Origin of the sequence: Nonomuraea guangzhouensis, from assembly GCF_019396345.1 — a bacterium.
In the GTDB taxonomy this organism is placed as follows: Bacteria; Actinomycetota; Actinomycetes; order Streptosporangiales; family Streptosporangiaceae; genus Nonomuraea; species Nonomuraea guangzhouensis.
Genome location: NZ_JAHKRM010000029.1, coordinates 81,901 through 108,093, shown reverse-complemented (window position 1 = coordinate 108,093; position 26,193 = coordinate 81,901). Strand labels below are relative to the sequence as shown.

Below are 26,193 nucleotides of genomic sequence, written 5' to 3'. Positions count from 1 at the left end.
CTCAAAATCTACTCACCCACAGGTACCAGGGGCCGTCCATGTGCGTGTATCTCGTGTGGCTCTCTTCTGGCGGCGGCCCCTTCGGGCTCCAGGCGAACCCGTAGTGGTCCAGGAAACCGGTGCCACTCACCAGGAACCGCGCCCCGCCCTCGTTCGGCTCGATCTCCGTCAGCGGATAGAGGCCCACCCACGTGTCACCGATCTCCGCGTCCTCTGGCTGCGCGGCGACCGTGCGCGCGAAGTCCTCCAGGCTCGACTCGGACAGCGCGAACCGGGCAGTGGACGGCACATCGAAGTACGTCAGCCCGATCACGGCCACCCCCATGATCGGGGCGGTCACCCAGCGCAGCCAGCGCTCGCGCAACCTGGGACGGCCGTCCGAACGCAGCAGACCCACCCCGAAACGGGCGGTCCACACGATGGTGGTCCCGAGCGCGATCGAGAGCGCCAGCAGCAAGCGGATGAAGTCGCCGCCGCCAGGCAGACTGTAATTGCTCAGTATGATCAGCCCGGCCAGCGCGACCAGTGAATGCAGCACCCATCCCGGGGGGCCGATCAGCACCCGGGTGAGCACCGGTAACGGTGGTGGTGCGGAAGTGATTTCTGACACGCCCGAGAGTACCGCGCCTTGCGGGGAGCGGGAGATCGTCAGCCTACGCCGACCCTCTCGCACGCCATGCGGAGCAGGAGATCGTCAGCCCACGCCGACCGCCGACAGGGTGGATCCGGTGCGCGTCTTGGAGACCCTGAGCTGGGCTGGGACCCGGGAGCGGAGCTCGGCGACGTGGCTGATGATGCCGACCGCCCGGCCTCCGTCACGCAGCCCGTCGAGGATGTCCAGTACGCCGTCGAGCGTGTCCTCGTCGAGCGTGCCGAAGCCCTCGTCCACGAAGAGCGTGCCGATCTCCGCCCCGCCAGCTTCGGCGGTGACGACATCGGCCAGGCCGAGCGCGAGGGCCAGGGACGTGATGAAGCTCTCCCCGCCCGACAGCGTGGCCGGATCGCGATCGACGCCCGTCCACCCGTCCGCCACCCGCAACCCCAGCCCGCCCCCGGAACGCCCTCTGGCCCCGGCCGTCTTCCGCAGGTCGTGCCGGAGCAGGTAGCGTCTGGCCGACATGTGGTCGAGGCGCTCGTTGGCGGCGTCGACCACCTGCCGGAGCCGTTCGCCGAGCACGAACGACGACAGGCTCATGCTCCACTGGTTGTCGCTCGAGGTGCCGCTGGCCAGCGCCGCCAGCCGCTCGGCCAGCCGGTGCCGGTCGGCGGCGGGCTGCCACCGGTCGATGCACTCTGCCAGCTCCGCCCCCAGCTCCGCCACCCGCCGTTCACGCTGTGTGGCCTGGTCGCGGGCCGAGGCCAGTGCTGTGTGCGCCCGCTCGGCCGCATCGCGTGCCGCCTCGGCGGCGGTCAGATCGGGTGCCTCCTGCTGTGCGGCGGCGACCAGTTCGGGATCGGCCAGAGTGCTGGTCACGGCCGCGTGCTGCGCGTCGAGCCGCCGCAGCAACTCCGCCTTGCCGTCCCGCTCGTACTCGGTCCTGGCGGCGCTCTCCACGTCGGCGACGTCGTCGAACCCCGCCTCCAGAGCCGCCCGCCCGGCCGCCTCCACCGCCCTGACCCGCTCGGCCTCGGCGGCGACAGCCGCCTGCGTGGCTTCGAGGGCCTCACGCAGCAGCTCGGCCTCGTCGTTCAGCCTGGACAGGCGGGCTGTGAGCGTCGAGTCGTCGCCGCGCGCGCTGTCGAGCCGCGCGGTCAGGCGGCTGGCGTCGCCGCTGAGCTCCTCGTGTCTGGTACGGCCGGCCGCCAGGCGGGCGCTCACGCGGCGGACTCGCTCCTCCAGCGCCACCCGCTCCTGGCTGAGCCCGGCGGCCTCCCGCGCCAGCCCGGCCTCCAACCCGGCCGACGCCCGAAGCCTCCTCAACTCTTCCTCGGCCGCCGCCAACACGACCGGCGCCAACTCGGGACCGATCTCCGCTCCCCGGCCATCACCGGGAACCGTCCCCTCAGAAGCGGCACCTCCGCCGGCCTGCGCCGAGACATCGGACCCGTCCTCGGCCTCGCCATCGCCGACCGAAACCGACCAGGCAGAGACCGCGCCCCGCTCGCTCCTCGAGGCATCGGATCCGTCCTCCGCCCTGACGTCCGCTCGGGGGTCGGGGTGGACGACGAATGCCCACTCAGGACCGACCTCCGCTCCACCACCGTCGGCCACCTCGCCAGAGGCCACGCCCCGATCGGTCCAACCCTGCGCTGAGCCGTCAGCCCCGTCCTCTGTCCGGAGGTCGACTTGGGAGTCGGGCTGGGCGGACCCCGTGGGTCGGCCGGTGTCAGTGGCGGGGCGACCGGTGTGAGTGGCGGGGCGACCGGCGTCCAGGCCGACGGTGTCAGTGGCGAGGCGACCGGTGCCGGTATCCGGGCGACCGGTGCCGGTGCCCAGGCGGCCGGTGTCGGTGGTGGGGACGTGGGTGTCGAGGAGGCCGCTCTGGATCAGGCGGGTGACGAGGCGGGTGCGTTCGGCTTGGAAGTGGGTGCGGTGGGTGCGGTGGGCCGTGAGGAGTTCGCCGAGGTCGCGGGACTGGTCGCGGACGCGGTCGCGTTCCGTTTCGATGCGGTCCAGTTCAGCGGCCAGGGCGGGCTCGCGTTCGGCGATCGACTCCAGGCGGGTCAGTTGCTCCTGTGCCTGGAGGGTCGCGGACTCCGCGGTGCCGGGGTCGAGGCCGCCGGCGGCTGACACGGCGTCGGTGTGGCGGGATTCGAGGGAGGCGAGTGCGCGTTCGGCCGCCTCACGTTCGGACAGGGCCGCTTCGTGGGCGCTCTCCGCCGCCTGCTCGTCGTCGGCGGAGGGGGCGCTGGGGGCGGGTGAGGCCGGGTGGGGGTGGTGGTCGGAGCCGCACACGGCGCACGGGCTGCCGTCGGACAGGTCGCGGGCCAGCTCGGCGGCCATGCCGTCGATGCGTGCCTGCCGTACGTCCAGCCAGTGTTCGCGCAGGCCCTGCGCCCGGTCCACGAGGGACTGGTGCGCGGCGGCGGCCGATTCCAGCTCGGCGGCGAGGGTCTCACCGCGGTGGGCGGCATCTCGTACGGCCCTGGCGGCTTCCAGGGTCGCGGCGGCTGCGGGGATGGCGGCCGCCTCGGCTCGTACCTCGGACAGGCGGGTGTTGACGTCGGCCAGCCGGGCGGGCAGCTCCGCGTCGGCGGCGGCCACCTCGGCCTCCCGCTGGGTCAGCTCCTCGAGCTCCATGGCCAGCCTGGACAGCTCCCGGTCGACGCCGATCAGCTCGGCCGCCGCGGTCCGTACGGCCTCGGCCGCCGGGATTCTGGCGGCGTCCAGCCGGGCCTGGGCCAGCTTCCGTTCGGCCTCTTCGACGAGCGCGGGCAGGGCGGCGAGGCGGGTGGCGGCTCTCTCGTCCTCGGCGACCAGCCCGGTCAGCTCCTCCTCGACGCGCCGGAGGTCCCGTCGGACCACCAGCAGTCTGGCCTCCTCAGTGAGCAGCTCGGACAGGCGGGCGATCTCCGCCTGCCGGTCCCGCTCCATGGCGCGAAGCCGCTCGGGCTCGACCCGTCCGACCAGACTCGCCCCCCGAGGCGGCGCCGGAGCGTCGCGGTGGGACATGCCCTCCTCGTCTGAGGGTGCGTGGGAGGGATCGGTGAGTGGCCAGTCAACGGGGTAGGCCGCTCGCGTGGGGGTGGAAGCGACTGCGGGCGCGTGGGCGGGCGGGCCTTCGAGCGGCCGATCAACGCGGTACGCGGCGGGCGCGGCGGGGATCTGGGCAGAGGGGGTGGCGGGCGCGTCGTTGGAGGGGGTGGGGGCGGCTGCGGGCGTACGCGTGGAGGTGGGGGTTCTCAGGAGGGGGTGGGCGCGGGCGACGGCGTCGGTGGCCAGGGCGTGGGCCTTGGCGGCGGCTTCGGCGCGCTGGCGGGCGGCTCGGATGAGCGGGAGTACGCGGTCCGCGCGGGCGGCGTCGTCGAGGATGGCCTGGAGCTCGGCGCGTTCTTCGGCTCGCTCGTCGAGGGTGCGGCGCAGTGTCAGGGCCTCGGCGTGGCGGCGCTGGCGGTCGGCCAGCGACGTCGCCTGCTCGAAGCGGGAACGCGCCGAACGCAGCGCGTGCCCCGCCGCCTCGTGTTGGTCGGTGGTACGGACGACGACGGCGCGGGCGGCAGCGAGCAGCGCTCCGGCCCACCCGAGCGGGTCGGTGTCCACGTCGGGCGGCTCTGCGTCGGAGCCGGGCGGGACGGTGGCGTCCGGCGTCGTGATGGCGGTCGGTGTGAGGTCGCCCGCCGCCTCCTCCAGGCGCTGGATCGCGAAGTCCACCTGCTGTCGCAGCTCCTGCTGCTCCCGCCAGGCCGTCTTGCGGTGATCGGCCAGCCAGGACTCCGTCTGGGTGAACACCTTCACGGTGAACAGCCGCTCCAGCAGCCGCCGCCGGTCATCCCCATCCGCCCGCAGGAACCTGGCGAAGTCGCCCTGCGGCAGCATCGCGACCTGGCAGAACTGGTCGGCGTTCATACCGAGCAGCCCGCCCACCAGGTCCCCCGCCTCGTCGGAGCGGGTCGTCAGGCCGTGCCAGGAGGAGCCGACCCGCTCCTCGACGATGACCTTGGCCTTCTCCTCGGTGAATCCGGCCCCGCGCAGCTTGGGCCGCTGCCACACCGGAGAACGCTGGATGCGCAGTAAACGGCCGCGCACCGACACCTCGAGCGCGACCGAGGGCCCCACGGACGGCGGAGCGTGGTCGCAGCGCAGCGCGCGGGCGCTGTTGCGCTGGCCCGGGACCTGGCCGTAGAGGGCGAAGCAGAGGGCGTCGAGGATCGTGGTCTTGCCCGCGCCCGTGGGTCCGTGGACGAGGAAGAGGCCCGCCTCGGTCAGCGCGTCGAAGTCGACCGTCTCCGAACCGGGGAAGGACCCGAAGGCCGTGAGCGAGAGCCGGTGCGGCCGCATCTACGCCATCGTCTCCTTCACCCGGGATGCCTCGATCGCCTGTCTTAGCAGGTCTTCCTCGTCAGGTGCGGCAGGCTCGCCGCGTACCTCCCGGACGAAATCGAGCGCCACGTCCGCCTCGGGCCGCCCGCTGAGCCGTGCGGGCTGGGCGGCGGGAGCGCCGCCTGCGGGCTCGAAGGAGAGGGCCAGGGTGTGGGGGAAGCGGGCGCGCAGCCGGTCCATGGCGGATTTGGGGCGGATCGGGTCGGTCAGGATGACCTGGAGCCAGTGGTCTTCCAAGGCGGCATATTCCGGAAACGTCAGGAGATCCTCCAGCAGGCCGCGCAGGCGGCCGACCGGACGGGGCACGGGCGCGGGTACGAAGTCAACGGTGGCGGAGCCGAGCGTGACCAGCCACGACCCCTTCTTCTGGTTGACCTCCGAGAAGGAGTAGGCCAGGGGCGAGCCGGAGTAGCGGACCGTCTCCGACATCCGCTGGCGGCCGTGCAGGTGGCCGAGCGCGACGTAGTCGACCCCGTCGAACGCCGACAGCGGCACGTGCGCCACCCCGCCCACGCTGATGTCGCGCTCGCTGTCGCTGGCCTCTCCCCCGGTGACGAAGGCGTGGGCCAGGACGACGGATCGGCGGTGTCGTGCGGCGTCGGCTCGTACGTGCGCCATGGCGTGGGACAGCGCGGCGGTGTGACTGCGGTCGGGCAGCTCCCACGGGCCGCGGACCAGCTCGGGCTCCAGGTAGGGGATGCCGTAGAAGGCGACGTCGTCCACGACGATCGGCTCCCAGGCGCGGGACGGGTCGGTGCGCAGGTGGACTCCGGCGGCGTCGATCAGGTCGGCGCCGAACCCGAGCCGCCGCGCCGAGTCGTGGTTGCCGCTGATGAGCACGGTGCGGGCGCCGGTGCCCATCAGGCGGCGCAGCGCGTCGCCGCACAGCGCGACCGCGTCGACCGGCGGCAGGGCGCGGTCGTAGACGTCGCCCGACACCACCACCACGTCGACCCGCTCGGCGCGCACCGTCTCGATCAGGTGATCGATGAACGCGGCCTGGCCTTCGAGCAGACTCTCGCGATGGAACGATCGCCCCAGGTGCCAGTCGGAGGTGTGCAGGATCCGCATTCGCAGGAAGCTAACAGTTCCCACCGACAAATGTGGTCCCCTGGGTCACAGAACACGGGAGTAGGCTGAAAGATCAGCGGGCAAATCACCCACATGGGGAGGCCGATGCGCACTGGCCGTGGCACCTTGAGCGTCGCCGCCGGTTTGGTCCTGGTGGCCCTTGCGTCGGTCGGCTACGTTCTGCCACCCGCGTTCAACCCTCCGCCGCTCCAGGCGGATCATACGATGCAGGCACTTCCGCCGCAGCCCGCGATCGAGCTGCGGCCCGTGGCCGCGGTCGATCCCATACGGCGTCAGGAGATCTCGGTCCCGGCCGAGGGTCAGACGCTGTTCGGAACGGTCCGCGCGCCGACGACGCCGGGACGGCATCCGGCGATGGTGTTCGTGTCGGGGTCGGGCAACGGCTCGCGGACCGAGTTCACGCCGCAGGCGGAGTTCCTGGCCAAGGCGGGCGTGGTGACGCTGGCGTTCGACAAGCGGACGGTCGGCTACAACTTCCGCGACCGGGACTTCGGGCTGCTCGCGGACGACGCGCTGCGCATGGTGGAGTACCTGCGTACGCGTCCGGACGTGGACCCCCTGCGCACCGGGCTGTGGGGGGTCAGCGAGGGCGGCTGGGTGGTGCCCATCGCGGCGGCCAAGAGCCTCGACGTGGGGTTCACGGTGCTGGTGTCGTCGCCGAACGTGTCCCCGCTGCGGCAGGTGGCCTGGGCGCTGAACGAGCAGTTGCAGCGCCTGCACGCGCCGATCGGCGTACGCGACCTGCTGACCAGGGCGATGGGCGGGGTGGGCTTCGACTTCCTGCGCTATGACGCGAGGCCGGCGCTGCGCCAGATCAGGCAGCCGGTGCTGGCGTTCTACGGGACGATGGACCCGTCCATCCCGTTCGTGGAGTCCAGCCAGTCCCTGATCACCTCGCTCAAGGTGGCGGGCAACGACCAGTACACGGTCCGCTTCATGGACAAGGCCGACCACGCCATGCGGATCAACGGCGGCCCGTTCGCGCACGGCTACCTGGAGACGCTGGCGAACTGGATCCTCGGCCTGCCCGGCACGGCGCGGCCCGCCGTGCACGTGGCGGGCGCGACGCCGGTGCAGCGCTTCGAGGCCAGCGACATCCCGGCCGCTCCGTGGTACGCGGGCGGCACTATGCTGGGGCTGACGATCTGCCTGGCCGCCGTCGGCTACGTGGCCGGTCCGGTCGCCGCGATGGTCGTGCGCCTGCGCGGCCGCCGGCAGACTCCGGCCGACACGAACGCCCGGCTCTGGCCGCCGATCAGGCGCCGGCTGCGCCGGATGGCGTGGACCGGGCTGGGGCTGCTGGCCTCGGTGGTGGCGTTCATCACGGTGCTGGTGCTGTTCTCGGTGAACCAGGCGGGGGCCTGGCCCGCCGTGCTGGCCGGCTGGCTGGTGGTGCGCCTGCTGGCCGTACTCATGCTGGTGCAGGAGGTCACGGCGGTCGCGGCGGTCGTGGCGGGGCTGCGTGAGGGCATGCGGCCGAGCCGCTGGCAGCACGTGGCGATCGCGGGCGTCCTCGGCGGCACGGGGCTGCTGCTGGTGGCCGCGGCCTATTACGGGTTGTTCGCCTTCCCCTGGTGATGATCCTGGTAGACGAACGCGGTCAGCCACCGGTCGATCTCGGCGAAGACCTGCTTGCGCACCGGCTCGGCCGACAGCACCAGGTCGTGCATCCCGTCGGGGATGCGGACGCAGGTGACGTGCGGGCCGACGGAGGTGGCCCAGCGGGCGATGTGGCGGGGATCGAGTACGGTGTCCGCCGAGCGGGCTTCGGGGACGAAGTCGCGGATCCGTAGCCCCGTGGCCGAGGCGAGCACGAGCACCGGCACGTCCACGGCCAGCCCGGCGTGCAGCCGCCGCTGCGCCCTGCGGATGGCGGCCAGCCAGGTGGCGTGCACGGAGAAGCCGCCGAGTGGCTTGAGCTCCAGGTCGTAGTCCCATTCGCCCTGTTCGGTGCGGTGCAGGCTCTGGCCGTACGCGACGCTGACGCCCAGCGGCAGCGCCCGGCTGGAGTACGACAGCGGCGTCCTGAGCAGGTCGGCGGCCAGACGGAGCGGCGCGGGCACGTTCAGGTCGAAGAACGGGCTGTTGAGCACGAGCCCCTGCACCAGGCCCCGGCCGCGGACGCGGTCGGCCCACAGGGAGGCGACCAGGCCGCCGGTCGAGTGCGCGTTGATCGTCAGCTCGTCGTGGTCCTGCCTGATGACGCGGACGGCCTCGTCGATCTCGGGGAAGTACTCGGTGACGCTCCTGACCAGGCCCCTGGTCTGGTGCGGCAGCAGCGATCTGCCGTACTTGCGCAGGTCGAGGGCGAAGAAGTCGACGCCGCGGCCGACGTAGTGGTCGGCGAGGTGGTCCTGGAAGAAGTAGTCGGTGAAGCCGTGGAGGTAGAGCACCGCCCTGCGGGAACCGGCTCGTCTGGAGATCAGCGTCGCCACGACGTCGCCTTCGAAGTCGGGCGGCATGGTCAGAACGGTGGTGTCGTACATGTTAGCCACCATAAGGATTTACCGGCCAAGTCGGCACACCGTCCGGCAGGTCCTCGCTGATCTTCATCGGGAACTCGGCCGGCCGTTTCTCCAGGAACGCCGTCACGCCCTCCACGGTGTCGGGCGCGGACCCGAGCTCGGCCATCAGCCGGGAGTCGGCGGCGTGCGCCTCCCACGGCGACGCCGCCGACAGCCCCGACCACATCAGCCGGCGGATCGCGGCGACCGACACGGCGGAGGTGTTGCCGGCGATCTCCCGGCCGAGCGCGTAGGCGGCGGGCAGCAGTTCTTCGGCGGGCAGCACGCGGGACACCAGACCTCCCGCCAGCGCCTCGGAGGCGGGGAACACCCGGCCGGTGGCGGCCCACTCCATGGCCTGCGCGATGCCGACGAGCCTGGGCAGGAACCAGCTCGACGCGGCCTCGGTGACGATCCCCCTGCGGGCGAAGACGAAGCCGAACTTGGCGGTGTCGGCGGCGAGCCTGATGTCCATCGGCAGCGTCATCGTGACGCCCACGCCCACGGCGGGGCCGTTGATGGCGCCGATGACCGGCTTGAGCGACCGGGCGATGCGCAGCGCGACCGTGCCACCACCATCACGCGGTGAACCATCCACCAACTCGCTGGGCTCCCGGTGACTGAAGGTGTCGCCGCCGCCGCTCAGATCGGCCCCGGCGCAGAAGGCCCGGCCCGCGCCGGTGACCACGACGGCGCGTACCTCGTCATCGTCATCCGCGAGGTCAAAAGCCTTTACCAACTCTCCGCGCATCGTAAAGGTGAACGCGTTGAGCCGTTCGGGACGCTTCAATGTGATCGTGGCGATCCGGTCCGTCACGCCGTACTCGATCTGGGAGAAGGACATGTGCCGAATCTTATTCGGCGACTAATGTTCACTCTCCCCTCGAGACATATTTCGTATTCTGTCCATAGGCTGCCGCCTCGACTCGGCCTACGGTGAAGTTCGCGGGGAAACGGGGATGGCGTGAGGCAGGCAATGAAACCGGTGCGGGCGTGGGCGGTTCTCGGCTGGCTGGCGCTCGCCGTGATCGCACCGGGAGCGGCGCATCTGCGCGCCGGATGGCGTAAGACGGGGCTGACACTCCTCGGCTGTTACGCGGCCGGCCTGCTCGCGTTGCTCGCCGTCCGGCTGAGCACCGACAACCTGCTGGGCGAGTTGCAGCAGAACAGCTGGCTGACGGGAGTGGCCGCCGGCGCCGTCGTGCTCGGGGTGGCATGGTTCGCCCTGATCGTCCACTCGTTCATCGTGCTGCGGCCTGGCAGCCTGCCGCAGAGCGGGCAGATTCTGGCGGGCACCTTCGCGGGACTGCTCGCCGTCGTGGTCGTGCTGCCGTTCGGGGTGGGCGCGAACTTCGTCTGGACGTATCGGCAAGCTCTCAATGACATCTTCGTGAACGACGGCAGCGACGACGGCGGCCCCGACCCGCAGGCCGGGGAGAAGGTCCGCCCCGAGGACCCGTGGGCGGGCCGCACCAGGGTGAACATCCTGCTGCTCGGCGGCGACGCCGACGACAACCGGATCGGCGTGCGCACCGACAGCATGAACCTGGCCACCATCGACGTGAAGACCGGCAACACCGTGCTGGTCAGCCTGCCGCGCAACCTGGAGAACGTCCGGTTCCGGCCGGGCACGCCGATGGCCCAGCACTTCCCGAACGGCTTCCGGCTGCCGCCCGATCCGGGCGGTGGCCGCAGCGACCTGCTCAACAGCGTCTGGGAGTACGCCGACGCGCATCCGGAGATCTTCGGCGGCAAGCAGCACCAGGGCCCCCGGGTGCTGATGGACACGATCGGCTACACGCTCGGGCTCAAGGTCGACTGGTACGCGCTGGTCAACATGTGGGGGTTCGCCCGGCTGATCGACGCGATCGGCGGGGTCCGGATCACGGTCGAGCAGGACGTGGTGTTCGGCAAGTACAACGAGGGCCTGGTCAAGGCGGGCACGCGCAAGCTCAAGGGCGCCGACGCGATGTGGTACGCCCGCTCGCGCACCTTCAGCGATGACTTCACCCGGATGCGCCGTCAGCGCTGCGTGATCGGGGCGCTGCTCGACCAGGCCGATCCGGCGACGGTGCTGACCCGGTTCAACAAGATCGCGTTCGCCACCAAGGAGCTGATCAAGACCGACATCCCGCGGCCGATGCTCAAGCACCTGGTGCCGCTGGCGCTGACGGTCAAGAACGCCAAGGTGACGAGCATCCAGTTCGTACCGCCGCTGATCAGCACCGCCTACCCCGACTGGGAGAAGATCCGCACCATCACCGACAAGGCCATCCGCGACTCCGCGGCCAGCCGTCCCGTGGCGGCCACGGCCTCCGCGGCGCCCTCTTCATCGCCGTCGCCGTCGAAGTCCCCATCGAAGGCTCCCAAGAAGCCGAAAGAGAGCGACCCCACCAAGACCCTTACCGAGGGTTGCGGCTCGGCGTGACGATCCGGCCGACCGGCGCGCCACCGCCGAGCACGGCCACGCTCTCGAACGCGGCGGCCGAGGACACCTCGCAGCCCATCTCGCGGAGCACGGACAGAGCGATGACCGTGGTGGCGCGCGGACTGCCGTCGATGACCTTGACCGCGACCGAGTGCCCGGAGTCCGTCGCCACGACCAGCACCCCTTCCGCGCCGCCCTTGGCCAGGGAGCCGGGCAGGGCGCGCATGAGCTCGGTGTTCTGGTGGCCGGTCCCGCCGACGTACTCGGGGTGCTCGCGCATCGCGTCGGCGACCTGGCGGGGCGCGCTGCCCGGCGCGGCGAGCACGAGCGCCTGCACGGCGCGCGCCAGGCCGGTCAGCGAGAGCCCGAACACCGGCGCCCCGCAGCCGTCCACGGCCACGTGGGCGACCTTCTCCCCCGCCAGGTCCTCGGTGATCGAGCGCACCTTGCGCTGCACCGGGTGCTCGGCGGCCAGGTAGGAGTCCACGTCCCACTCGTTGGCCACGGCGGCGGCCAGCATCGCGGCGTGCTTGCCCGAGCAGTTCATCCGCTCGCGGGAGACGCCCTGGCCCTGCCTGATCAGCGCGTGCAGGGTGGCCTCGTCCTCCGGCCAGCTCGCCGGGCAGCCGAGCGCCCCGAAGTCCAGGCCGTAGTCGGCCAGCAGCTCGCCGACCAGCCGTACGTGGAAGTCCTCCCCCGTGTGGCTGCCCGCGGCGATCGCCAGGCTCGGTCCGCTCAGGGCGGCGCCCGCGACCAGGCAGGCGAGCGCCTGGAACGGCTTGCCCGACGAGCGGGGCAGCACCGGCGCGTCCACCCGGCCGAGCGCGACCTCGGGCCGGCCCGACGGGTCGAGGCCGACGGCGCTGCCGTAGTGGACGCTCTCGACGAACCCGGAGCGCACGACCTCGGCGAGGAGGGCGAGTTCAGGCACGGGTGAAACTCCTTCGGGGGATGCCGGGGGCCGCGCGCCGGCGGGCCTCCAGCGTACGGGCCAGTTTGGACAGCGACGCGTTGACCACCAGGTAGACCAGCGCGACGACGAGGTAGGTCTGGATGAGGTACCCGTTGTACGCGGCCAGGACCTTGCCGCTGTAGAGCAGCTCGGCGTAGCTGACGACATATCCGAGTGCCGTGTCCTTGAGCAGCCCCACCGACTGGCTGACGATCGAGGGCAACACCCGGCGGGCGGCCTGCGGCAGCACGATCAGGCGCATGGCCTGCCCGTGGGTGAGGCCGATCGCCAGGCCCGCCTCGCCCTGGCCGCGCTCGATGGAGCGGATCCCGGCGCGGAAGATCTCGGCGAACGCCGCCGCGTTCGACACCGACAGCGGCACCACGAGCTTCCAGAACAGCGGCAGGTCCAGCCCGTACTTCGGCAGCGCGAACAGCACCACGTACACCAGCAGCAGGGCCGGGATGGTCCTGACCACCTCGACGTAGACAGCGGCGGGGACGCGCAGGAACCGGTGGCGCGACAGCCGGCCCAGGGCCAGCACCAGCCCGAGCGCCATCGCCAGCGCGGCCGAGACGACCGCGGCCAGCGCGGTGGACCGCAGCCCTGTCAGGAGATATCGCCACATGGGCCAGGTGGCGTACGGCTGCCAGCGCGCGGCGTCCAGCTGTCCGTTGGCGGCGAACTGCCGGACGGCCAGCGCGAGCAGCGCCAGGGCGGCGAGGGTGCCGACGACGGTCGCGATCCGGATGCGCCGCCGCGCCCGGGGGCCCGGCTCGTCGAACAGGGCGGTACTCATCGCAGGATCACCAGTCGTCGTTCGAGCCGCCCGGTCACGAAGCCGGCGCAGGCGGCGATCAGCGCGTACGCCGCGCCCGCGCCGACGAAGATCGGGATGGGCTGGGCTTCGAGGAGGTTCACCCGGTTCGCCGCCGCGGTCAGGTCGACGACACCGACGGCCGCCGCGAGCGCGGTGTTCATGGTGAGCGCGATGAAGATGTTGCCGATCGGCTGCACCACCGTACGCAGCGCCTGCGGCAGGATGACGTGCCGCAGCGACTGGGCGAACGTCAGCCCGATCGCGCGGGCCGCCTCGCCCTGCCCCTTGGCCACCGAGTTCACGCCGGACCGCAGCGCCTCGCCGATGTAGGCGGCCTCGTACACGGCGATCACCGCGATGGCCGTCACCCGCAGATCGGCCTGGATACCGATCTCCGGCAGGCCGAAGAACGCCAGGACGAGCAGGACCAGCAGCGGCAGGTTCTGGAAGGTCTCCACGTAGGCGGTGCCGAGGGCGCGCAGCACCCGTACCGGGCTCACCCGCAGGGCGGTGACCAGGACGCCCAGCACCGCCGCGCCGAGGAACGACGCGGCGGTGAGCTGGAACGTCACGAGCAGTCCCTGCCACAGCTCGGGCAGGTGGTCGAGGAGGACGGACATCAGGACCCCGGCACGGAACCGATCTGGGGCGGCTGCGGAGCATCACCCACGACGACGGTGCCGATGGAGTTCTTCCAGATCTTCTGCCAGGCCCCGGCGTCCTGCATCTTCTTCAGCCAGGCATTGGTGAAGGTCTTGAACTGGTCGTCACCGTGCTTGAGCCCGATGCCGTACGGGTCGACGGTGAAGGGCTTGGTGACGATCTGGATCGACGGGTCCTTCTTGGCGTCGGCGATCAGCAGCGTCTCGTCCTGGACGTAGGCGACGCCGCGGTCCTGCTTGAGCGCCTGAAGGCATTCCGGGTCGCTGCCGAACGTGATGATCTCGGCCTGCGGCGCGAACTTCTTGATCGCCGGGATGGCCGGCGTGTTCGCACCCGCGAGGACCTTCTTGCCGTTCAGGTCCTCGGGCTTGGCGATGCCCGTCGCGCCCTTCTTCACCGCGATCGTCAGACCGGAGGTGTAGTAGGGCCCGGCGAACGCGACCTGCTTCGCCCGTTCCGGCGTGATCGTGTACGTCTGGAAGACGACGTCCACGGTGCCGTTGGCGAGCAGCGCCTCGCGGGTCTCCGAGGCGGAGTTGACGATCTTCACTTTGGGCTGGCCGATGATGTACTTCGCCAGCGCCTTGCCCAGATCGGCGTCGAAGCCCTCGACCTGGCCGGTGGCCGGGTTCTGCTGGGAGAGCAGCGGCGCGTCCAGCGAGCCGCCGACGATCAGCTCGCCGCGCTGCTTGATCTTCTCCATGGTGGAGCCGGGCAGGATGTCCGCGGCGGCCGCGACAGGTGCCTGCGCGAGCACGTCGTCCTGCGCCTTGGCCTGTTCGGGTACGGCTCCGGGTACGGCGGGGCTGCTCGTCTCGCCGCAGGCCGCCAGGCCTAACAGGGAAACGGCGACGGCAGCGACCAGTCTCTTCATGAGCATCCACTTCCTTCGAAATCGAAGATGAAGCGGAACGTAGTGGGAGATTTCGTACTAAGTCAATACGTTGTCGCAGGAAGTCTGGACATGGTATTCCTCTCACATGGATCAGCGGCTGCCCGTGAGCGGGGCACAGGGGGACCTGCTGCGGCTCGTGGCCACCGGCCAGGCCGAATCCCGGGCCGACCTCGCCCGCTTATCGGGCCTGGCCGCCTCCAGCGTGTCGCTCCGGGTCGAGGAGCTGATCGCGCTGGGCCTGCTCGGCGAGGAGGGCTCGGGCACGTCGCGGGGCGGGCGGCGGCCCAGGCGGCTGCGCCTGTCGCCGTCGGCGGGGGTGCTGGCGGTCGCCGACCTCGGCGCGCACCATGCCCGGCTCGGGCTGCTCGACCTCAGCGGCACCCCGCTCGTGATCGAGGAACGCCCCTGCGAGATCGCCCGGGGCCCGGAGGCCACGCTCGACCTCCTGTCGGACGCCTTCGACGAGTTGCTGGCCGTACATGTGGCCGATGACGTGCCGTTACGCGGGGTGGGCACCGGCATCCCCGGCCCGGTGGACCCGGCGACGCGCCGGGTGGTCACGCCGTCGCGCATGCCGGGCTGGAACAACTTCCCCGTCGCCGAGCACCTGGGGCTCCGCTACGACCTGCCGATCCTCGTCGAGAACGACGCCAACCTGATGGCCGCCGGCGAGGCCAGGCACTGGCCCGGCTGCGACAACCTCATGGTGCTCAAGGCCGGGACCGGCATCGGCTGCGGCGTGATCGTCAACGGCCACCTGCACCGGGGCCGGGGCGCGGCGGGCGACATCAGCCACGTGCGGGTCCGTTCGGACTCCTCCGTCCTGTGCGCCTGCGGCCACCCCGACTGCCTGGAGGCGTACGCCAGCGGTGCCGCCCTCATGTCGGCCCTGGCGGACTCCGGGATCAAGGTGGCGCGACCGGCGGACATCGTGGGCCTGGTGAACGACGCGATCCCCGAGGCCACCAGCCTGGTACGGGGCGCGGGCCGGCGGATCGGCGAGGTCCTCACGGTATTGGTCAACTTCTTCAACCCGGACGTGATCGCGGTGGGCGGCAGCCTGTCGGCCGCGGAGCCGCTGATCACCGCCATCAGGGCTGCCGTGTACGAACGCTGCCTGCCCCTGGCGACCCGCGACCTGGAGATCGCCCCGGCCCGCGCCGGCCGGGACGCCGCCCTCCTGGGCGCCGGAGCGCTTCTGCTGGAGGCGGCGCTGGCTTAGGCGGGGGTTCCAACGAGAACGGCTTCACCCACGTTTGATACCGGGTGAAGGGAGTTTCATGGACCCATATGAGGGCTTCCGCGAGTTCGTACGCCTGCGCCAGCCCGCGCTGATGCGCACCGCGTACCTGCTCACTGACGACAGCCCACAGGCCGAGGACTTGTTACCGAAGGTCCGTAGAAGGCCTCGGCCTTCAGCTCAGGCCGGGAATGAATGCAGTCCCTCTTTGGGGGGTGGCCTGCCGTTGGCGGGGCATTCCGGAGCGTGGAGCCGGAACCTCAGGTGGGGCGGCGCTGTTGATCGATGTACGCCTTGATGATCGATAGTGGCGCTTCGCCGCAGGAGGCGGCGAGGTAACTGGGTGACCAGAAGGGGTCGTGCGTGATGGCGGGGTTGGCCGGGCTGGTGAACTCCTTGCGGAGGTAGTGCGAGGAGACGCCCTTCAGCGAGTTGACGAGTTTGCTGATCGCGACCTTGGGCGGGTAGTGGATGAGCAGGTGGACGTGGTCGTGTTCGCCGTTGAACGCGCGGAGTTCGGCCTCGAAGCTGTCGCACACCTCGATCATGATGTCTTCGCAGCGGCGCAGCATCGCGTCGTTGAACACGTTTGTGCGATATTTGGTGACAAAGACCAGATGGACGTGCATCGCGGTAACCACGTGCCTGCCTCGTCGATATTCCACTTCCTGGCTCATAGACCAGATGATAATGTGTTCGAGTCGGTGAGATGCGAGCGCCCCGTGGGGCAGGGGGTGTTGCGCATGTTGGCGGGCCGGAAGTACCGCCTGGAGTTCGACTTCGGGCAGCGGGCGTTCGCCGAAAGGCTGGGCGGGATCTGCCGGGCGGTGTGGAACACCGGTCTGGAACAACGGCGGGAGTACCGGCGGCGCGGGCAGTGGATCAACTATGAGCAGCAGTGCAAGCAACTCACCGACGCCAAGAAGGACCCGTACTGCGACTGGCTCGCCGACGCCCCCGCCCAAGTGATCCAGCAGACGCTGAAGGACCTGGACCAGGCGTGCCGCAAGCACGGCACCTGGAAGGTCCGTTGGAAGTCGAAGACGAAATGGCGGCCCTCGTTTCGGTTCCCCACCGCCAAACACCTGCCCGTCGAGCAGATCGGCCGCAAGTGGGGGCGGGTGTTCCTGCCCAAGTTCGGGTGGGCGCGGTTTCGGATGTCGCGCCCGCTCGGGGGGAGCGTCAAGTCCGCGACCGTGTCCCGGGACGGCAAGCACTGGTTCATCAGCTTCCTGCTCGACGACGGGATCGCCGAGCGGGAGCGCCACGCGTGCCCTCAATGGGTGGGCGTGGACCGGGGGGTGGTCACGGCCGCCGTGACGTCGGATGAGGAGTTCTTCGACCGCCGCCACGCCGGAACCGGCGGTGTCTCTTCCAGGCAACTGCCAGGGGAGACGAAACAGGACCGCAAGGACGACCTCGGGTATCTCACGCCCGGCGAAGCGGAACGGTATCTACGGCTGCAACGCCAACTCGCCCGCACGAAGAAGGGATCCAAGCGGCGCAAGACGGTCATGGCCGCGATGAGTGAGATCATGCGGCGAGTGCGGTGGCGGCGCGCTGACTTCAACGCCCAAGCCGCGCACCGACTCACCCGCAGGTACGGGCACGTGGTCATCGAAGACCTGAACACCAAGGGCATGAGCGCGGCCGTCAAGCCCAAGCCCGACCCCGACCGGCCGGGCCGGTTCCTGCGCAACGGCACGGCCGCGAAATCCGGGCTCAACAAGGCGATTCTCGACAAGGGCTGGAACGGCCTGGAAGTCGCCCTGCGCTCCAAGGCGCGCTACACCGGCAGCGTCATCCATAAGATCAACCCCGCGTACACGTCTCAGACGTGCCCGGAACCTGCGTGCGGGAAGGTGGACGAGAAGAGCCGCAAGAGCCAAGCGATCTTCTCCTGCACGTCTTGCGGGCACACCGAGCACGCCGACATCGTCGCGGCGCAGAACATCAAAACCAAAGGACAGGCGGCCGGGCTGGTCGTCTCAGGGCGTGGAGACCCACCCGGGTCCGAGAAACGTCAAGCACCCCGTTCCACAGCACGAGCCGCGCAACCGGCACGAGCTGCCGCATAGCGGCACGGGAATCCCCATCCCCTTCAGGGCGGAGAGCATGTCAAAGACCGTGCTGATGCGGACGCCAGGCACGGAAGCCGTTGTCCTGGTGGCAGCCGCCGAGCCGCGCTCGATCAATCGATCCTGTTTCCGAGGACACGACAGGTGCGGGTCACGCGTCCAGAGCGGCCAGGACGGACCGGATAAGAACGCGAGCTGCTTTGCCGTACACCGCAAGCCCTGCCAGGTTGTAAACACTTCGCCGTACATGCCGATCTCGTACGGCTGAGTGATCGTCAGATGGCCTGAGATGAGTTCGACGGTGACATCGGCGTCATCGAACATGAAGAACGCCTCCGTTGGTCAGACGCTAGAGCAGTCGGCACCGAGGGGGATGGTGCCGAGAGACACCGATGGCAGCGCGCTTACGGTAGGCAGGTGGCCGAGGCCGTATCTCTGATCAAGATGGGGTCTTTGACGTGCTCAGCCGTCCTCCCAGCCCGGTCTCCACCGGGCTCCCTCATTGGCCGGCGGCGATCGTACCCACGCCCGTCCCGCGCCTGAACATGGCAGTCTCAGCGGCATGAGCGAGCCGATCTTCCCCACCGCCGGGAGCCCGAGCGACCCGATCGCGGTCACCACCGCCGGTTACGACCGCATCGCCTCTGTGTTCGATGCCCGCACCAAGCGGCCTGACGACGTGTTCGTCCAGCACAGGCAGCGTTTCGCCGACACGATCTCCTCCAGCGGCACGGTGGCCGACCTGGGCTGCGGGCCCGGCCGCGACGCCGCCTGGCTCGCCGGGCTGGGGCACCGGGTGGTCGGGGTGGATCTCTCGCCCGGGATGGCCCGCCTGGCCGCAGCCCGCGGCGTGCCCGTTCTTCTCGGCGACCTGCGCCGGCCACCGCTCGCGCCCGGCTCGCTGACCGGCTTGTGGTCGTCCGCGGCCCTCCTGCACGTGCCCCCGCAGGACACGGAGGACACGCTCCGCACCTGGTCGCAAACCCTACGTCCGGGTGGAGCGCTGGGCCTGAGCACCTCGGCGGGCGACGGCGAGGGCTGGGAGTCCGTGCCGTACGCGACCGAGGTTCGCCGCTGGTTCGTGCACCGCGACCCGCGGGCGCTGCTGAATCTGCTTGCCAGGACCGGCTTCGAGGTCGTCGGGCACGGGCTGCACACCACCTATCGCACGTGGCTCAGCGTGATCGCCGTACGCCGTTGAGGTTAGGCGACCATCACGGGAAACATGAAGAGATTCGCCGCGAGGAAGAGGAGAGCGAAGAGGAGCATTGCACCACGACCATCAATAACGAGTGCGTCGCCACCAACGAGTGTACGGAAACGGTGAATGGCGTCTGCACCAGGACCGAGGACGGTTATCTCAGTACGCCGTCCAGCAAATGCCGCAATGTCTGGGCACGAAAGCGCTGGACCCGCCGCTGCTGAGCCAACGGATGCGCCTCAGGGCCGGACGGCCGGGGCGTGCTCCTGTGTCTGGACCGGGCCATTGAAGATCACCTGAGGGTGGTCCGGCGCCTGGTTCAGCGCCCACAGCCCGATGATGTTGGCCAGCGCGAACACGATGGTCACCAGCGTGGCCAGCACCAGCCGACGCCGCCGCTCGCGCCGTTTCCAGTCCGCCCGGGCCTGCCGGTAGGCGTCGGGCTGCGGCTGCACCTGGGAGGCCAGCACATTCAGCGTCTCGCGCAGCCGCTCCTCACCGACCGAACCCCCTGTCATGACCGTCCCTCCATCGCCCGCGTCAGTGCCGCCATCCCGCGGGCCGTGTGTGACTTGACCGCACCGCAGGAGATGCCCATCGCCGTGGCGATCTCGCTCTCCCGCAGGCCGAGCCAGTATCGCAAGACCAGCGCCTCTCGTTGCCTGGCGGGCAGCCGTTTGAGCGCGGCGACGACCTCCCGCTGATCGTCGCGGAGCAGCGCCTCGCTCTCGGCGGAGACCGCGTCGTCGTCCACCGAGCCGGTGTGCTTGCGCGCGACCTGCAGGTGGCGCACGCGCATCCGGATCAGGTTGACCACGACGCCGCGCAGGTAGGCCAGCGCCGCATCGGCGTCGCGCAGCTTGTTCCAGCGTCGGTAGAGCTGCCAGAACGCCTCCGCGACCACGTCCTCGGCATCGTCGGCGCCGAGGAGCACCGCCAGGCGGAGCATCGGCGTGTAGTGCCCGGCGAACAGTTCGGCCAGCGCCGCGTCCCGGTCCAGGGCACCGAGGGCCCGCATACCGGTCGGCGGGACCGCCGTCGGGTCGGCCACATGGATGGCGGATGGCTCTGGGTTCATACCGGCCTCACGGGCAGGGGACGGGACGGAAGGGAGCGGGCGAAAGGAGTGAGCACCAGCGTTACGACGACATTGACGGCCAGCGCGACGACGCCGGCGTACGCCGGTACCCCCAGGGTGATCACCGCCGAGAACCCGTCCCACACGATCATCAGCGTGCCGGCGACCATGCCCGCCAGCCAGCCGCCGAGCAGCGCCCACCCGTGCGACCAGCGGGTGAACAGCCCCAGCGCCACGGACGGGAAGGTCTGCAGGATCCACACTCCGCCGAGCAGTTGCAGGTTGATGGCGTCCTGGTTGCGCAGCCCCAGCACGAACGCGACGGCACCGACCTTCGTGGTCAGCGAGACCCACTGCGCGACCCGTGTCTGGTACTTGGGCGTGGCGAAGGGGTTGAAGTACTCCACGTAGACGTTGCGGACGAACGCTGTGGCCGCCGCGATCGACATGACCGCCGCCGGCACCAGGGCGCCCACGGCGAGGGCGCCGAACAGCGCACCGGTGAGCGCGGCAGGCATGAGCCGCTGGATGAGCAGCGGCAGCGCGGCCTCGGCGTTGCCCGGCGGCGCCTGCACCCCGGCGGCCAGCGCGATGATCCCCAGCAGGCCGAACAGCCCGAGCACCGCCGTCCATACGGGAAGCGCGATCGTCACCTTCCGCAGGGCTTGCGCGCTGGCCGCGGCGAAAGCGGCGGTGAGCACGTGCGGGTACATCAGCAGCGCCAGCGCCGACCCCAGCGCGAGCGACGCGAACGCCGGGAACATCTCCGGCTCCAGCACCAGCGACGGCGCGCCGGGGCGCCCCGTCAGGTTGCGCTCGGCAGCCTCGAAGATCCACCCGGCTCCGCCCAGCCGGCTCAGCACGACCGCGACCACACCGATCACGGCGCCAAAGATGGCCGCCCCCTTCACCAAGGAGATCACTGCGGGAGCACGCAGGCCATAGCGGTAGGTGGCCGCGGCGAGCACCGCGAAGACCGCGACCAGCGCCAGGTCGCCGGCCCACCCGCGCGGGTAGAGGCCGCCCGCGCTCAGCACGGCGCGGATGCCGACGAGCTGCAGAGCGATGTACGGCATCGTGGCCAGGATGCCGGTGAGCGCGACGACGAGAGCGAGCGGCGCCGAACCGTAGCGGGCCTTGACGTAGTCGGCCACCGTCACGCACCCATGCTGTTTCGCGGCCCGCCACAGCCGGGGCAGCAGCACGAACGCCAGCGGATAGACGATCACCGTGTACGGCAGCGCGAAGAACCCGAGCGCCCCCACCCCGTAGACCAGTCCGGGCACCGCGGCGAAGGTGTAGGCGGTGTAGATGGTGCCGCCGAGCAGGAACCAGGTCACGACCGCGCCGAACCGCCGCCCGGCCAGCGCCCAGTCCTCCAGCGTCGGAAGGTCGTCCACCCGCCGGAACCACCGGGCGGTCAACGCGACCAGGGAGGTCCCCGCGAGCACGGCAAGGAACACCGCGATCATCGCCGGGTTGTTCGTCATAGCCACCGCCATGGCATAGAAGGTCACCTGGAAGTTGCGCACAGGTGCCATTTGGTTGACTCGCAACTTAGGCGAAATTTCGCGTAAACCAAAACATGGGTTCCAGCAACAAGCAGGAAACGTACGAGACGTCCTGGAGGATCCATGACGAGTGACCCGACCAGCACGCCGCGACGGTCCGCACCGGCGCTGCCGGCGCGCATCGCGGCGGGCCTGTGCCTGGTCGCGCCGTTCGTGGCGCTCCTCTGGGTGCCGTCATACGCACGGCAAGGACCGGTCCTGGCCGGCATGCCGTTCTTCTACTGGTACCAGTTCGCCTGGATCCCGGTCAGCATCACGCTGATGATCGTCGCCTATCTCCTGCTCCGTGGCGGCACGCGCCGCCGATAACCCCTGCCATGTCCATACGCGGAAGGCCCGAGGGCCGCCGCGCGATGCCGCACGCCCGAAACCCCGGAGGACAACGTGACGGGTGTCACCAGAGCCAAGCCCAATCTCAGATCCATCCTCGTCTGGACCGGCGTCGCCGTCGCCGGTGCGGTCGCGTGGGGCGTGGTCGCCCTGTCACGCGGCGAGGACATCTCCGCCATCTGGCTTATCGCGGCCGCACTCGGCTCGTACGCGATCGCCTACCGCTTCTACGCCCGCTTCATCGCCCGGCGCGTGCTGAAGGTGGACGACAGGCGCGCGACACCCGCCGAACGGCTGGACGACGGGGTGGACTTCCAGCCCACCGACCGGCGGGTGCTGCTCGGCCATCACTTCGCGGCCATCGCCGGGGCCGGGCCGCTGGTCGGGCCGGTGCTGGCAGCCCAGATGGGCTACCTGCCCGGCACCATGTGGATCATCGTCGGGGTCATCTTCGCCGGCGCGGTCCAGGACATGGTGGTGCTGTTCCTGTCGATGCGCCGCGACGGGCGCAGCCTCGGGCAGATGGCCCGGGACGAGATCGGCCGGGTCGGCGGCACCGCGGCGCTGATCGCGGTGTTCTCCATCATGATCATCCTGCTCGCGGTGCTGGCCATGGTCGTGGTCAACGCGCTGGCCAAGTCGCCATGGGGCACCTTCTCGATCGCGATGACCATCCCGATCGCCGTCTTCATGGGCCTGTACATGCGGGTGCTGCGGCCCGGCCGGGTGGTCGAGACCAGCGTGATCGGCGTGGCGCTGCTGCTGCTCGCCATCGTCGCGGGCGGCTGGGTGCAGAGCTCGCCGCTGGCCGAGATGTTCACGCTCAGCCCGCAGACGCTGGTCATCTGCATGGTGGTGTACGGGTTCTTCGCCTCGGTGCTGCCGGTATGGATGCTGCTCGCGCCGCGCGACTACCTGTCGACGTTCATGAAGCTCGGCACGATCGGCCTGCTCGCGGTGGGCGTGCTGATCGCGGCGCCGGTGCTGCGGACCGAGGCGATCACGAAGTTCGCCGTCACCGGGACGGGGCCGGTCTTCGCGGGGCACCTGTTCCCGTTCGTGTTCATCACGATCGCCTGCGGCGCGCTGTCCGGCTTCCACGCGCTCATCGCCTCAGGGACCACGCCGAAGATGATCCAGAAGGAGTCGCAGGTGCGGCTCATCGGGTACGGGGCCATGCTCATGGAGTCGTTCGTGGCCGTCATGGCACTGGTCGCCGCCTGCATCCTCGACCCGGGCCTGTACTTCGCCCTGAACTCCCCGGCCGGTCTGCTCGGCACGTCCGTCGAGAGCGCGTCGGCGGCCGTGGCCCACCTGGGCTTCACCATCTCGCCGCAGGAGCTCCAGGCCGCCGCCGCCGCAGTGCAGGAGCAGACCCTGGTGGCCCGTACTGGAGGGGCCCCGACGCTGGCGGTCGGTATGTCGGAGATCTTCTCCACGGTCCTCGGCGGTGACGCGATGAAGGCGTTCTGGTACCACTTCGCGATCATGTTCGAGGCGCTGTTCATCCTGACCACCGTGGACGCCGGCACCCGCGTCGGCCGGTTCATGCTGCAGGACACGCTGGGCAACCTCTGGAAGCCACTCGGCCGCGTGGGCTGGAAGCCGGGCCTGTGGGGGGCGAGCGCGGTGGTCGTGCTCGCGTGGGGCTACTTCCTGTGGGCCGGGGTGAACGACCCGCTGGGCGGCATCAACCAGCTCTTCCCGCTGTTCGGCATCGCCAACCAGTTGCTCGCCGCCATCGCGCTCACCGTTGCCACCACCGTGCTGATCAAGAGCGGGCGGCTGAAGTGGGCCTGGGTCACCGGCCTGCCGCTCGCCTGGGACGCGGCGGTCACGCTGACCGCGAGCTGGCAGAAGATCTTCTCCGCCGACCCGAAGATGGGCTTCTTCGCGCAGCGGGCCCGCTTCGCCGACGCCATCGAGCAGGGCAAGGTTCTCGCGCCCGCCAAGGACCTGGACGGCATGCGCGCCGTCGTCGTCAACTCCACGGTGGACGGGGTGCTCGCCGCCCTGTTCGCGATGCTGGTGATCCTGGTCATCGGCAACGCCGCACTGGTGTGCCTGCGGGCCGTACGCTCCCGCGAGCCGCTCCCGACAACGGAGGCGCCGTACGTGGAGTCGCGGCTGGTGGTTCCCGACGGCCTGTTCTCCTCCGAGGGGCAGGAGTTGGTGGGCGCCGGCATCGAGGGGAGGCCGGACCGGTCGTGACACTGACCCGCCTGCTTCGTCTCGCCCGGTGGTACCTGCGGGAACTCACCGGCGAGAGCCGTTACGACCGCTACGCCGAACGTCACCACCGTACCCACCCGGGCTCGCCCGCCCTATCGAGACGCGAGTACGAGCGGCAGCGCACCTCCCGCCTCGACGAGAACCCCGGCGCCCGCTGTTGCTGAGGAGAACTGGGGCGATCATGTTCCGGCATGATCACCCCAGGCTCGCTGACCAACCCCCACTTCAGCGCCGAACGCGACCGCACATGGAGATCGTCCAACGGGCGGTCGGTTCTATGTCCGACCACCAGCGACAGGTGCGGGGTCAGGAGGCGGCGGGCGGCGGAAGGTGGCGCGGCAGCGGTGGCGTTCCGGGTCGCGGAGGTCCTCGATCTGGTCCGCGATCAGGCCGTCCGATGCGAAGGACGCGATCTCGGACGGGGTCAGGGGCCACGGCGGGGCGAACACCGGGCCGCCCTCCTCGCGGGCCGAGGCGATCACCAGGAGCGTGCCACCCGGCCGGACGAAGCCGGCGACCGAGGCGATGGCCGGTGCGTGGAGGTGTTCCGGAAGGGCTTGGACGGTCATGATCTCCACCACCAGGTCGAACGCGTGGCGCCACTCCTTGGGCGGGGCGAGCAGGTCGGCGGCACGGTAGTCCACCGTGGAGGCCGGGAAACGCTCCATGGCCAGGCGTACGGCCGACTCGCTGACGTCGAAGGCGACCGTGTCGTAGCCGAACCGCGACAGGTACTCGGCGTCGTCGCCCAACCCGCACCCGACCACCAGCGCCCGGCGGCCCACCCCGGCCTCCGAACCCAAGCGCCACTCGGCGAGCAGCGGGTGGGGCCTCTGCGAGTCCCACGGGACGATCGCCTCGCCCGTCTCCGACTCCGCGTACAGGCGCTCGAACCAGCCCGTCGGGTCGCCGGCCGCCAGCGACTCCGCCGCCAGCCGCCGGGAATCCGCGTCCGGGTCCCGATCCGTCATAGTCACTCCAAGTTCGAGTCCGTACGGCAATCCCTGCCCTGCTCTGTCAGCCAGTGCCACCACATCGACCGTATCGCCCAGAGGCCCGACGAGGCTGCGGTGCTGGAGGGCATCGGCCACATAGCCCATCCGCCGCAGCGCGCCGTCGAAGAACGGGATCAGCACGCAGGCGGCCGGGCTGGGGTGAGGGCACGGATCAGCGTGCCCCCAGGAGAGCTCGCCCGCCCGGCCGTCGACGGCCAGCTGGACGACGTCGCGTGTGGTGGCCTCCCGCCCGAGCAGCGTGCGCGCGGCGGCGATGATCTGGTCCCGGCCGTGCGCATGGATCGAGCCCCATGACTCCCAGGGCACGTCATGCAGGGAGAGGGGCGGGATGCGAGGGTTGGCGGCCTTGGTGCGCTCCCACAGGACGACCTGCCCGAGCCGGCGTTCCAGGTTCTCCGTGACCCCGGAGACGACCGGGTCGGTCACCACCTCGACGGGCTCGCCGGCCTTCCAGCCGAGCTCCTGGAACAACCTCGCCTCGTAGCGGTCCATCCCCTCCGCCATGGAGGCGTCGACGTTCGGCTGCATCCGCGCGAGCAGGCCATCGTCCCTGATCTTCCAGAGGAAGCCCTGGTAGATGTCTGAGAGGTAACCCCATTCAGGCGACATCGCGGGGAATGCGTACCTCTCAAGGTGCCAGAAGAAGGCGCGGTTCACCATGCACTCGCGCCGCGTGGCGCGGGCCAGCACGTCATATCCCACCAGTTCGGCGGTCGCCGACCAGAGATCGCTGCGGATCCGGTGAGCATGTACGCGCAGCCACTCCCGTTGTGACAACGACTTGCCTTCCTCCTCCCGACCCCGGTCCAGGAGATTGAGGAGGAGGATCCAGCGCATACGCCAGGACACCGACCGTGCGAGGTTGATCTCCCTGATGACCAGAGCACGCAGATCGTCCTCGTCCAGCCCCATGAGCAGCGGCAGGCCCAGGTAGAAGAGGCATCCGTCGCGGCGGACGCGCCATGCCACCATGCGAGGCCAGGCACTCAGCCTGACCTTGACCGAGGTGGGCCGCCAGCCAGCCTCCTCGAACGCCGAGTCGAGGATGCGACGGAGCCGCGGCTGATCGTCCAGAGGCAAGCGCGGGTATCTCCACCTGCCCCGAGGCCACC

At 70.4% G+C, this 26,193-nt stretch carries 22 protein-coding genes; 8 read left to right on the top strand and 14 right to left on the bottom strand.

Annotated features, from left to right (window positions below; translation table 11 throughout):
* Position 1: 1 nt before the first annotated feature.
* The 3 genes from KME78_RS46130 to KME78_RS46120 form a co-directional block, all read right to left on the bottom strand.
* A complete protein-coding gene (locus KME78_RS46130; protein WP_219536296.1) occupies positions 2-610 on the bottom strand; it encodes a hypothetical protein in 609 nt (202 codons plus the stop codon).
* 84 nt (positions 611-694) lie between these two features.
* Complete coding sequence (locus tag KME78_RS66700) at positions 695-4,939, bottom strand: AAA family ATPase (RefSeq protein WP_219536295.1); 4,245 nt, start codon at positions 4,937-4,939, stop codon at positions 695-697.
* Positions 4,940-6,052: an exonuclease SbcCD subunit D gene (locus KME78_RS46120; RefSeq protein ID WP_219536294.1), complete on the bottom strand. Its 1,113-nt coding sequence runs from the start codon at positions 6,050-6,052 to the stop codon at positions 4,940-4,942.
* 225 nt (positions 6,053-6,277) lie between these two features.
* Between KME78_RS46120 and KME78_RS46115 the strand changes: the two genes are divergently transcribed.
* Positions 6,278-7,651, top strand: a complete 1,374-nt coding sequence (locus tag KME78_RS46115) for an alpha/beta hydrolase family protein (RefSeq protein ID WP_246653391.1) — start codon at positions 6,278-6,280, stop codon at positions 7,649-7,651.
* On the opposite strand, the gene KME78_RS46110 is transcribed toward KME78_RS46115, so the two are convergent.
* Both KME78_RS46110 and KME78_RS46105 read right to left on the bottom strand, forming a co-directional pair.
* Entirely contained in the window at positions 7,624-8,559 is a 936-nt protein-coding gene (locus tag KME78_RS46110; RefSeq protein WP_246653390.1) for an alpha/beta hydrolase, read from the bottom strand. The genes KME78_RS46115 and KME78_RS46110 overlap by 28 nt on opposite strands.
* A 1-nt stretch (position 8,560) precedes the next feature.
* Positions 8,561-9,421 (bottom strand): crotonase/enoyl-CoA hydratase family protein, encoded by an 861-nt coding sequence (locus KME78_RS46105; protein ID WP_219536291.1) that lies wholly within the window; start codon positions 9,419-9,421, stop codon positions 8,561-8,563.
* A gap of 120 nt (positions 9,422-9,541) precedes the next feature.
* On the opposite strand from KME78_RS46105, the gene KME78_RS46100 reads away from it, so the two are divergent.
* Positions 9,542-11,005 carry an LCP family protein gene (locus KME78_RS46100; protein WP_308127385.1) on the top strand — a complete coding sequence of 488 codons (1,464 nt, stop codon included), beginning with the start codon at positions 9,542-9,544 and terminating at the stop codon, positions 11,003-11,005.
* On the opposite strand, the gene KME78_RS46095 is transcribed toward KME78_RS46100, so the two are convergent.
* From KME78_RS46095 to KME78_RS46080, 4 genes are read right to left on the bottom strand one after another with little or no spacing between them, the layout of a single operon-like run.
* On the bottom strand, positions 10,980-11,936 hold the full coding sequence (locus KME78_RS46095; protein ID WP_219536290.1) for an asparaginase: 957 nt from the start codon (positions 11,934-11,936) through the stop codon (positions 10,980-10,982). The two genes, KME78_RS46100 and KME78_RS46095, sit on opposite strands and share 26 nt — an antisense overlap.
* Positions 11,929-12,756: an amino acid ABC transporter permease gene (locus KME78_RS46090; RefSeq protein ID WP_219536289.1), complete on the bottom strand. Its 828-nt coding sequence runs from the start codon at positions 12,754-12,756 to the stop codon at positions 11,929-11,931. The genes KME78_RS46095 and KME78_RS46090 overlap by 8 nt, the downstream gene beginning before the upstream one ends.
* The gene (locus tag KME78_RS46085) at positions 12,753-13,397 is read right to left on the bottom strand and encodes an amino acid ABC transporter permease (protein ID WP_219536288.1); all 645 of its coding nucleotides are present in this window, start codon (positions 13,395-13,397) and stop codon (positions 12,753-12,755) included. The genes KME78_RS46090 and KME78_RS46085 overlap by 4 nt, the downstream gene beginning before the upstream one ends.
* Complete coding sequence (locus tag KME78_RS46080) at positions 13,397-14,314, bottom strand: glutamate ABC transporter substrate-binding protein (protein WP_246653389.1); 918 nt, start codon at positions 14,312-14,314, stop codon at positions 13,397-13,399. Before KME78_RS46080 ends, KME78_RS46085 begins: the two co-directional genes overlap by 1 nt.
* Positions 14,315-14,420: 106 nt before the next feature.
* On the opposite strand from KME78_RS46080, the gene KME78_RS46075 reads away from it, so the two are divergent.
* The gene (locus KME78_RS46075) at positions 14,421-15,557 is read left to right on the top strand and encodes an ROK family protein (RefSeq protein WP_246653388.1); all 1,137 of its coding nucleotides are present in this window, start codon (positions 14,421-14,423) and stop codon (positions 15,555-15,557) included.
* 278 nt (positions 15,558-15,835) lie between these two features.
* Here KME78_RS46075 and tnpA read toward each other — a convergent pair whose 3' ends face one another.
* Complete coding sequence (tnpA, locus tag KME78_RS46070; RefSeq protein WP_219536286.1) at positions 15,836-16,252, bottom strand: IS200/IS605 family transposase; 417 nt, start codon at positions 16,250-16,252, stop codon at positions 15,836-15,838.
* A gap of 66 nt (positions 16,253-16,318) precedes the next feature.
* Here tnpA and KME78_RS46065 point away from each other — a divergent pair, with 66 nt between their 5' ends.
* A complete protein-coding gene (locus KME78_RS46065) occupies positions 16,319-17,653 on the top strand; it encodes an RNA-guided endonuclease InsQ/TnpB family protein (RefSeq protein ID WP_246653387.1) in 1,335 nt (444 codons plus the stop codon).
* A gap of 562 nt (positions 17,654-18,215) precedes the next feature.
* Entirely contained in the window at positions 18,216-18,854 is a 639-nt protein-coding gene (locus tag KME78_RS46060; protein ID WP_219536285.1) for a class I SAM-dependent methyltransferase, read from the top strand.
* A 239-nt stretch (positions 18,855-19,093) separates the two neighbouring features.
* On the opposite strand, the gene KME78_RS46055 is transcribed toward KME78_RS46060, so the two are convergent.
* From KME78_RS46055 to KME78_RS46045, 3 genes are read right to left on the bottom strand one after another with little or no spacing between them, the layout of a single operon-like run.
* On the bottom strand, positions 19,094-19,372 hold the full coding sequence (locus KME78_RS46055) for a hypothetical protein (RefSeq protein ID WP_219536284.1): 279 nt from the start codon (positions 19,370-19,372) through the stop codon (positions 19,094-19,096).
* On the bottom strand, positions 19,369-19,932 hold the full coding sequence (locus KME78_RS46050; protein ID WP_372455089.1) for a SigE family RNA polymerase sigma factor: 564 nt from the start codon (positions 19,930-19,932) through the stop codon (positions 19,369-19,371). Before KME78_RS46050 ends, KME78_RS46055 begins: the two co-directional genes overlap by 4 nt.
* Positions 19,929-21,473 carry a sodium:solute symporter family protein gene (locus KME78_RS46045; protein ID WP_246653386.1) on the bottom strand — a complete coding sequence of 515 codons (1,545 nt, stop codon included), beginning with the start codon at positions 21,471-21,473 and terminating at the stop codon, positions 19,929-19,931. The genes KME78_RS46050 and KME78_RS46045 overlap by 4 nt, the downstream gene beginning before the upstream one ends.
* Before the next feature lie 93 nt (positions 21,474-21,566).
* On the opposite strand from KME78_RS46045, the gene KME78_RS46040 reads away from it, so the two are divergent.
* The 3 genes from KME78_RS46040 (at position 21,567) to KME78_RS46030 (ending at position 24,229) form a co-directional block, all read left to right on the top strand.
* The gene (locus tag KME78_RS46040) at positions 21,567-21,812 is read left to right on the top strand and encodes a DUF3311 domain-containing protein (protein WP_219536283.1); all 246 of its coding nucleotides are present in this window, start codon (positions 21,567-21,569) and stop codon (positions 21,810-21,812) included.
* A 75-nt stretch (positions 21,813-21,887) separates the two neighbouring features.
* Complete coding sequence (locus KME78_RS46035) at positions 21,888-24,044, top strand: carbon starvation CstA family protein (RefSeq protein ID WP_219536282.1); 2,157 nt, start codon at positions 21,888-21,890, stop codon at positions 24,042-24,044.
* Positions 24,041-24,229: a YbdD/YjiX family protein gene (locus KME78_RS46030; RefSeq protein WP_308127384.1), complete on the top strand. Its 189-nt coding sequence runs from the start codon at positions 24,041-24,043 to the stop codon at positions 24,227-24,229. The genes KME78_RS46035 and KME78_RS46030 overlap by 4 nt, the downstream gene beginning before the upstream one ends.
* Positions 24,230-24,340: 111 nt before the next feature.
* Here the strand turns inward: KME78_RS46030 and KME78_RS46025 are convergent, their stop codons facing one another.
* Positions 24,341-26,161, bottom strand: a complete 1,821-nt coding sequence (locus KME78_RS46025) for a class I SAM-dependent methyltransferase (RefSeq protein WP_219536281.1) — start codon at positions 26,159-26,161, stop codon at positions 24,341-24,343.
* Positions 26,162-26,193 lie beyond the last annotated feature (32 nt).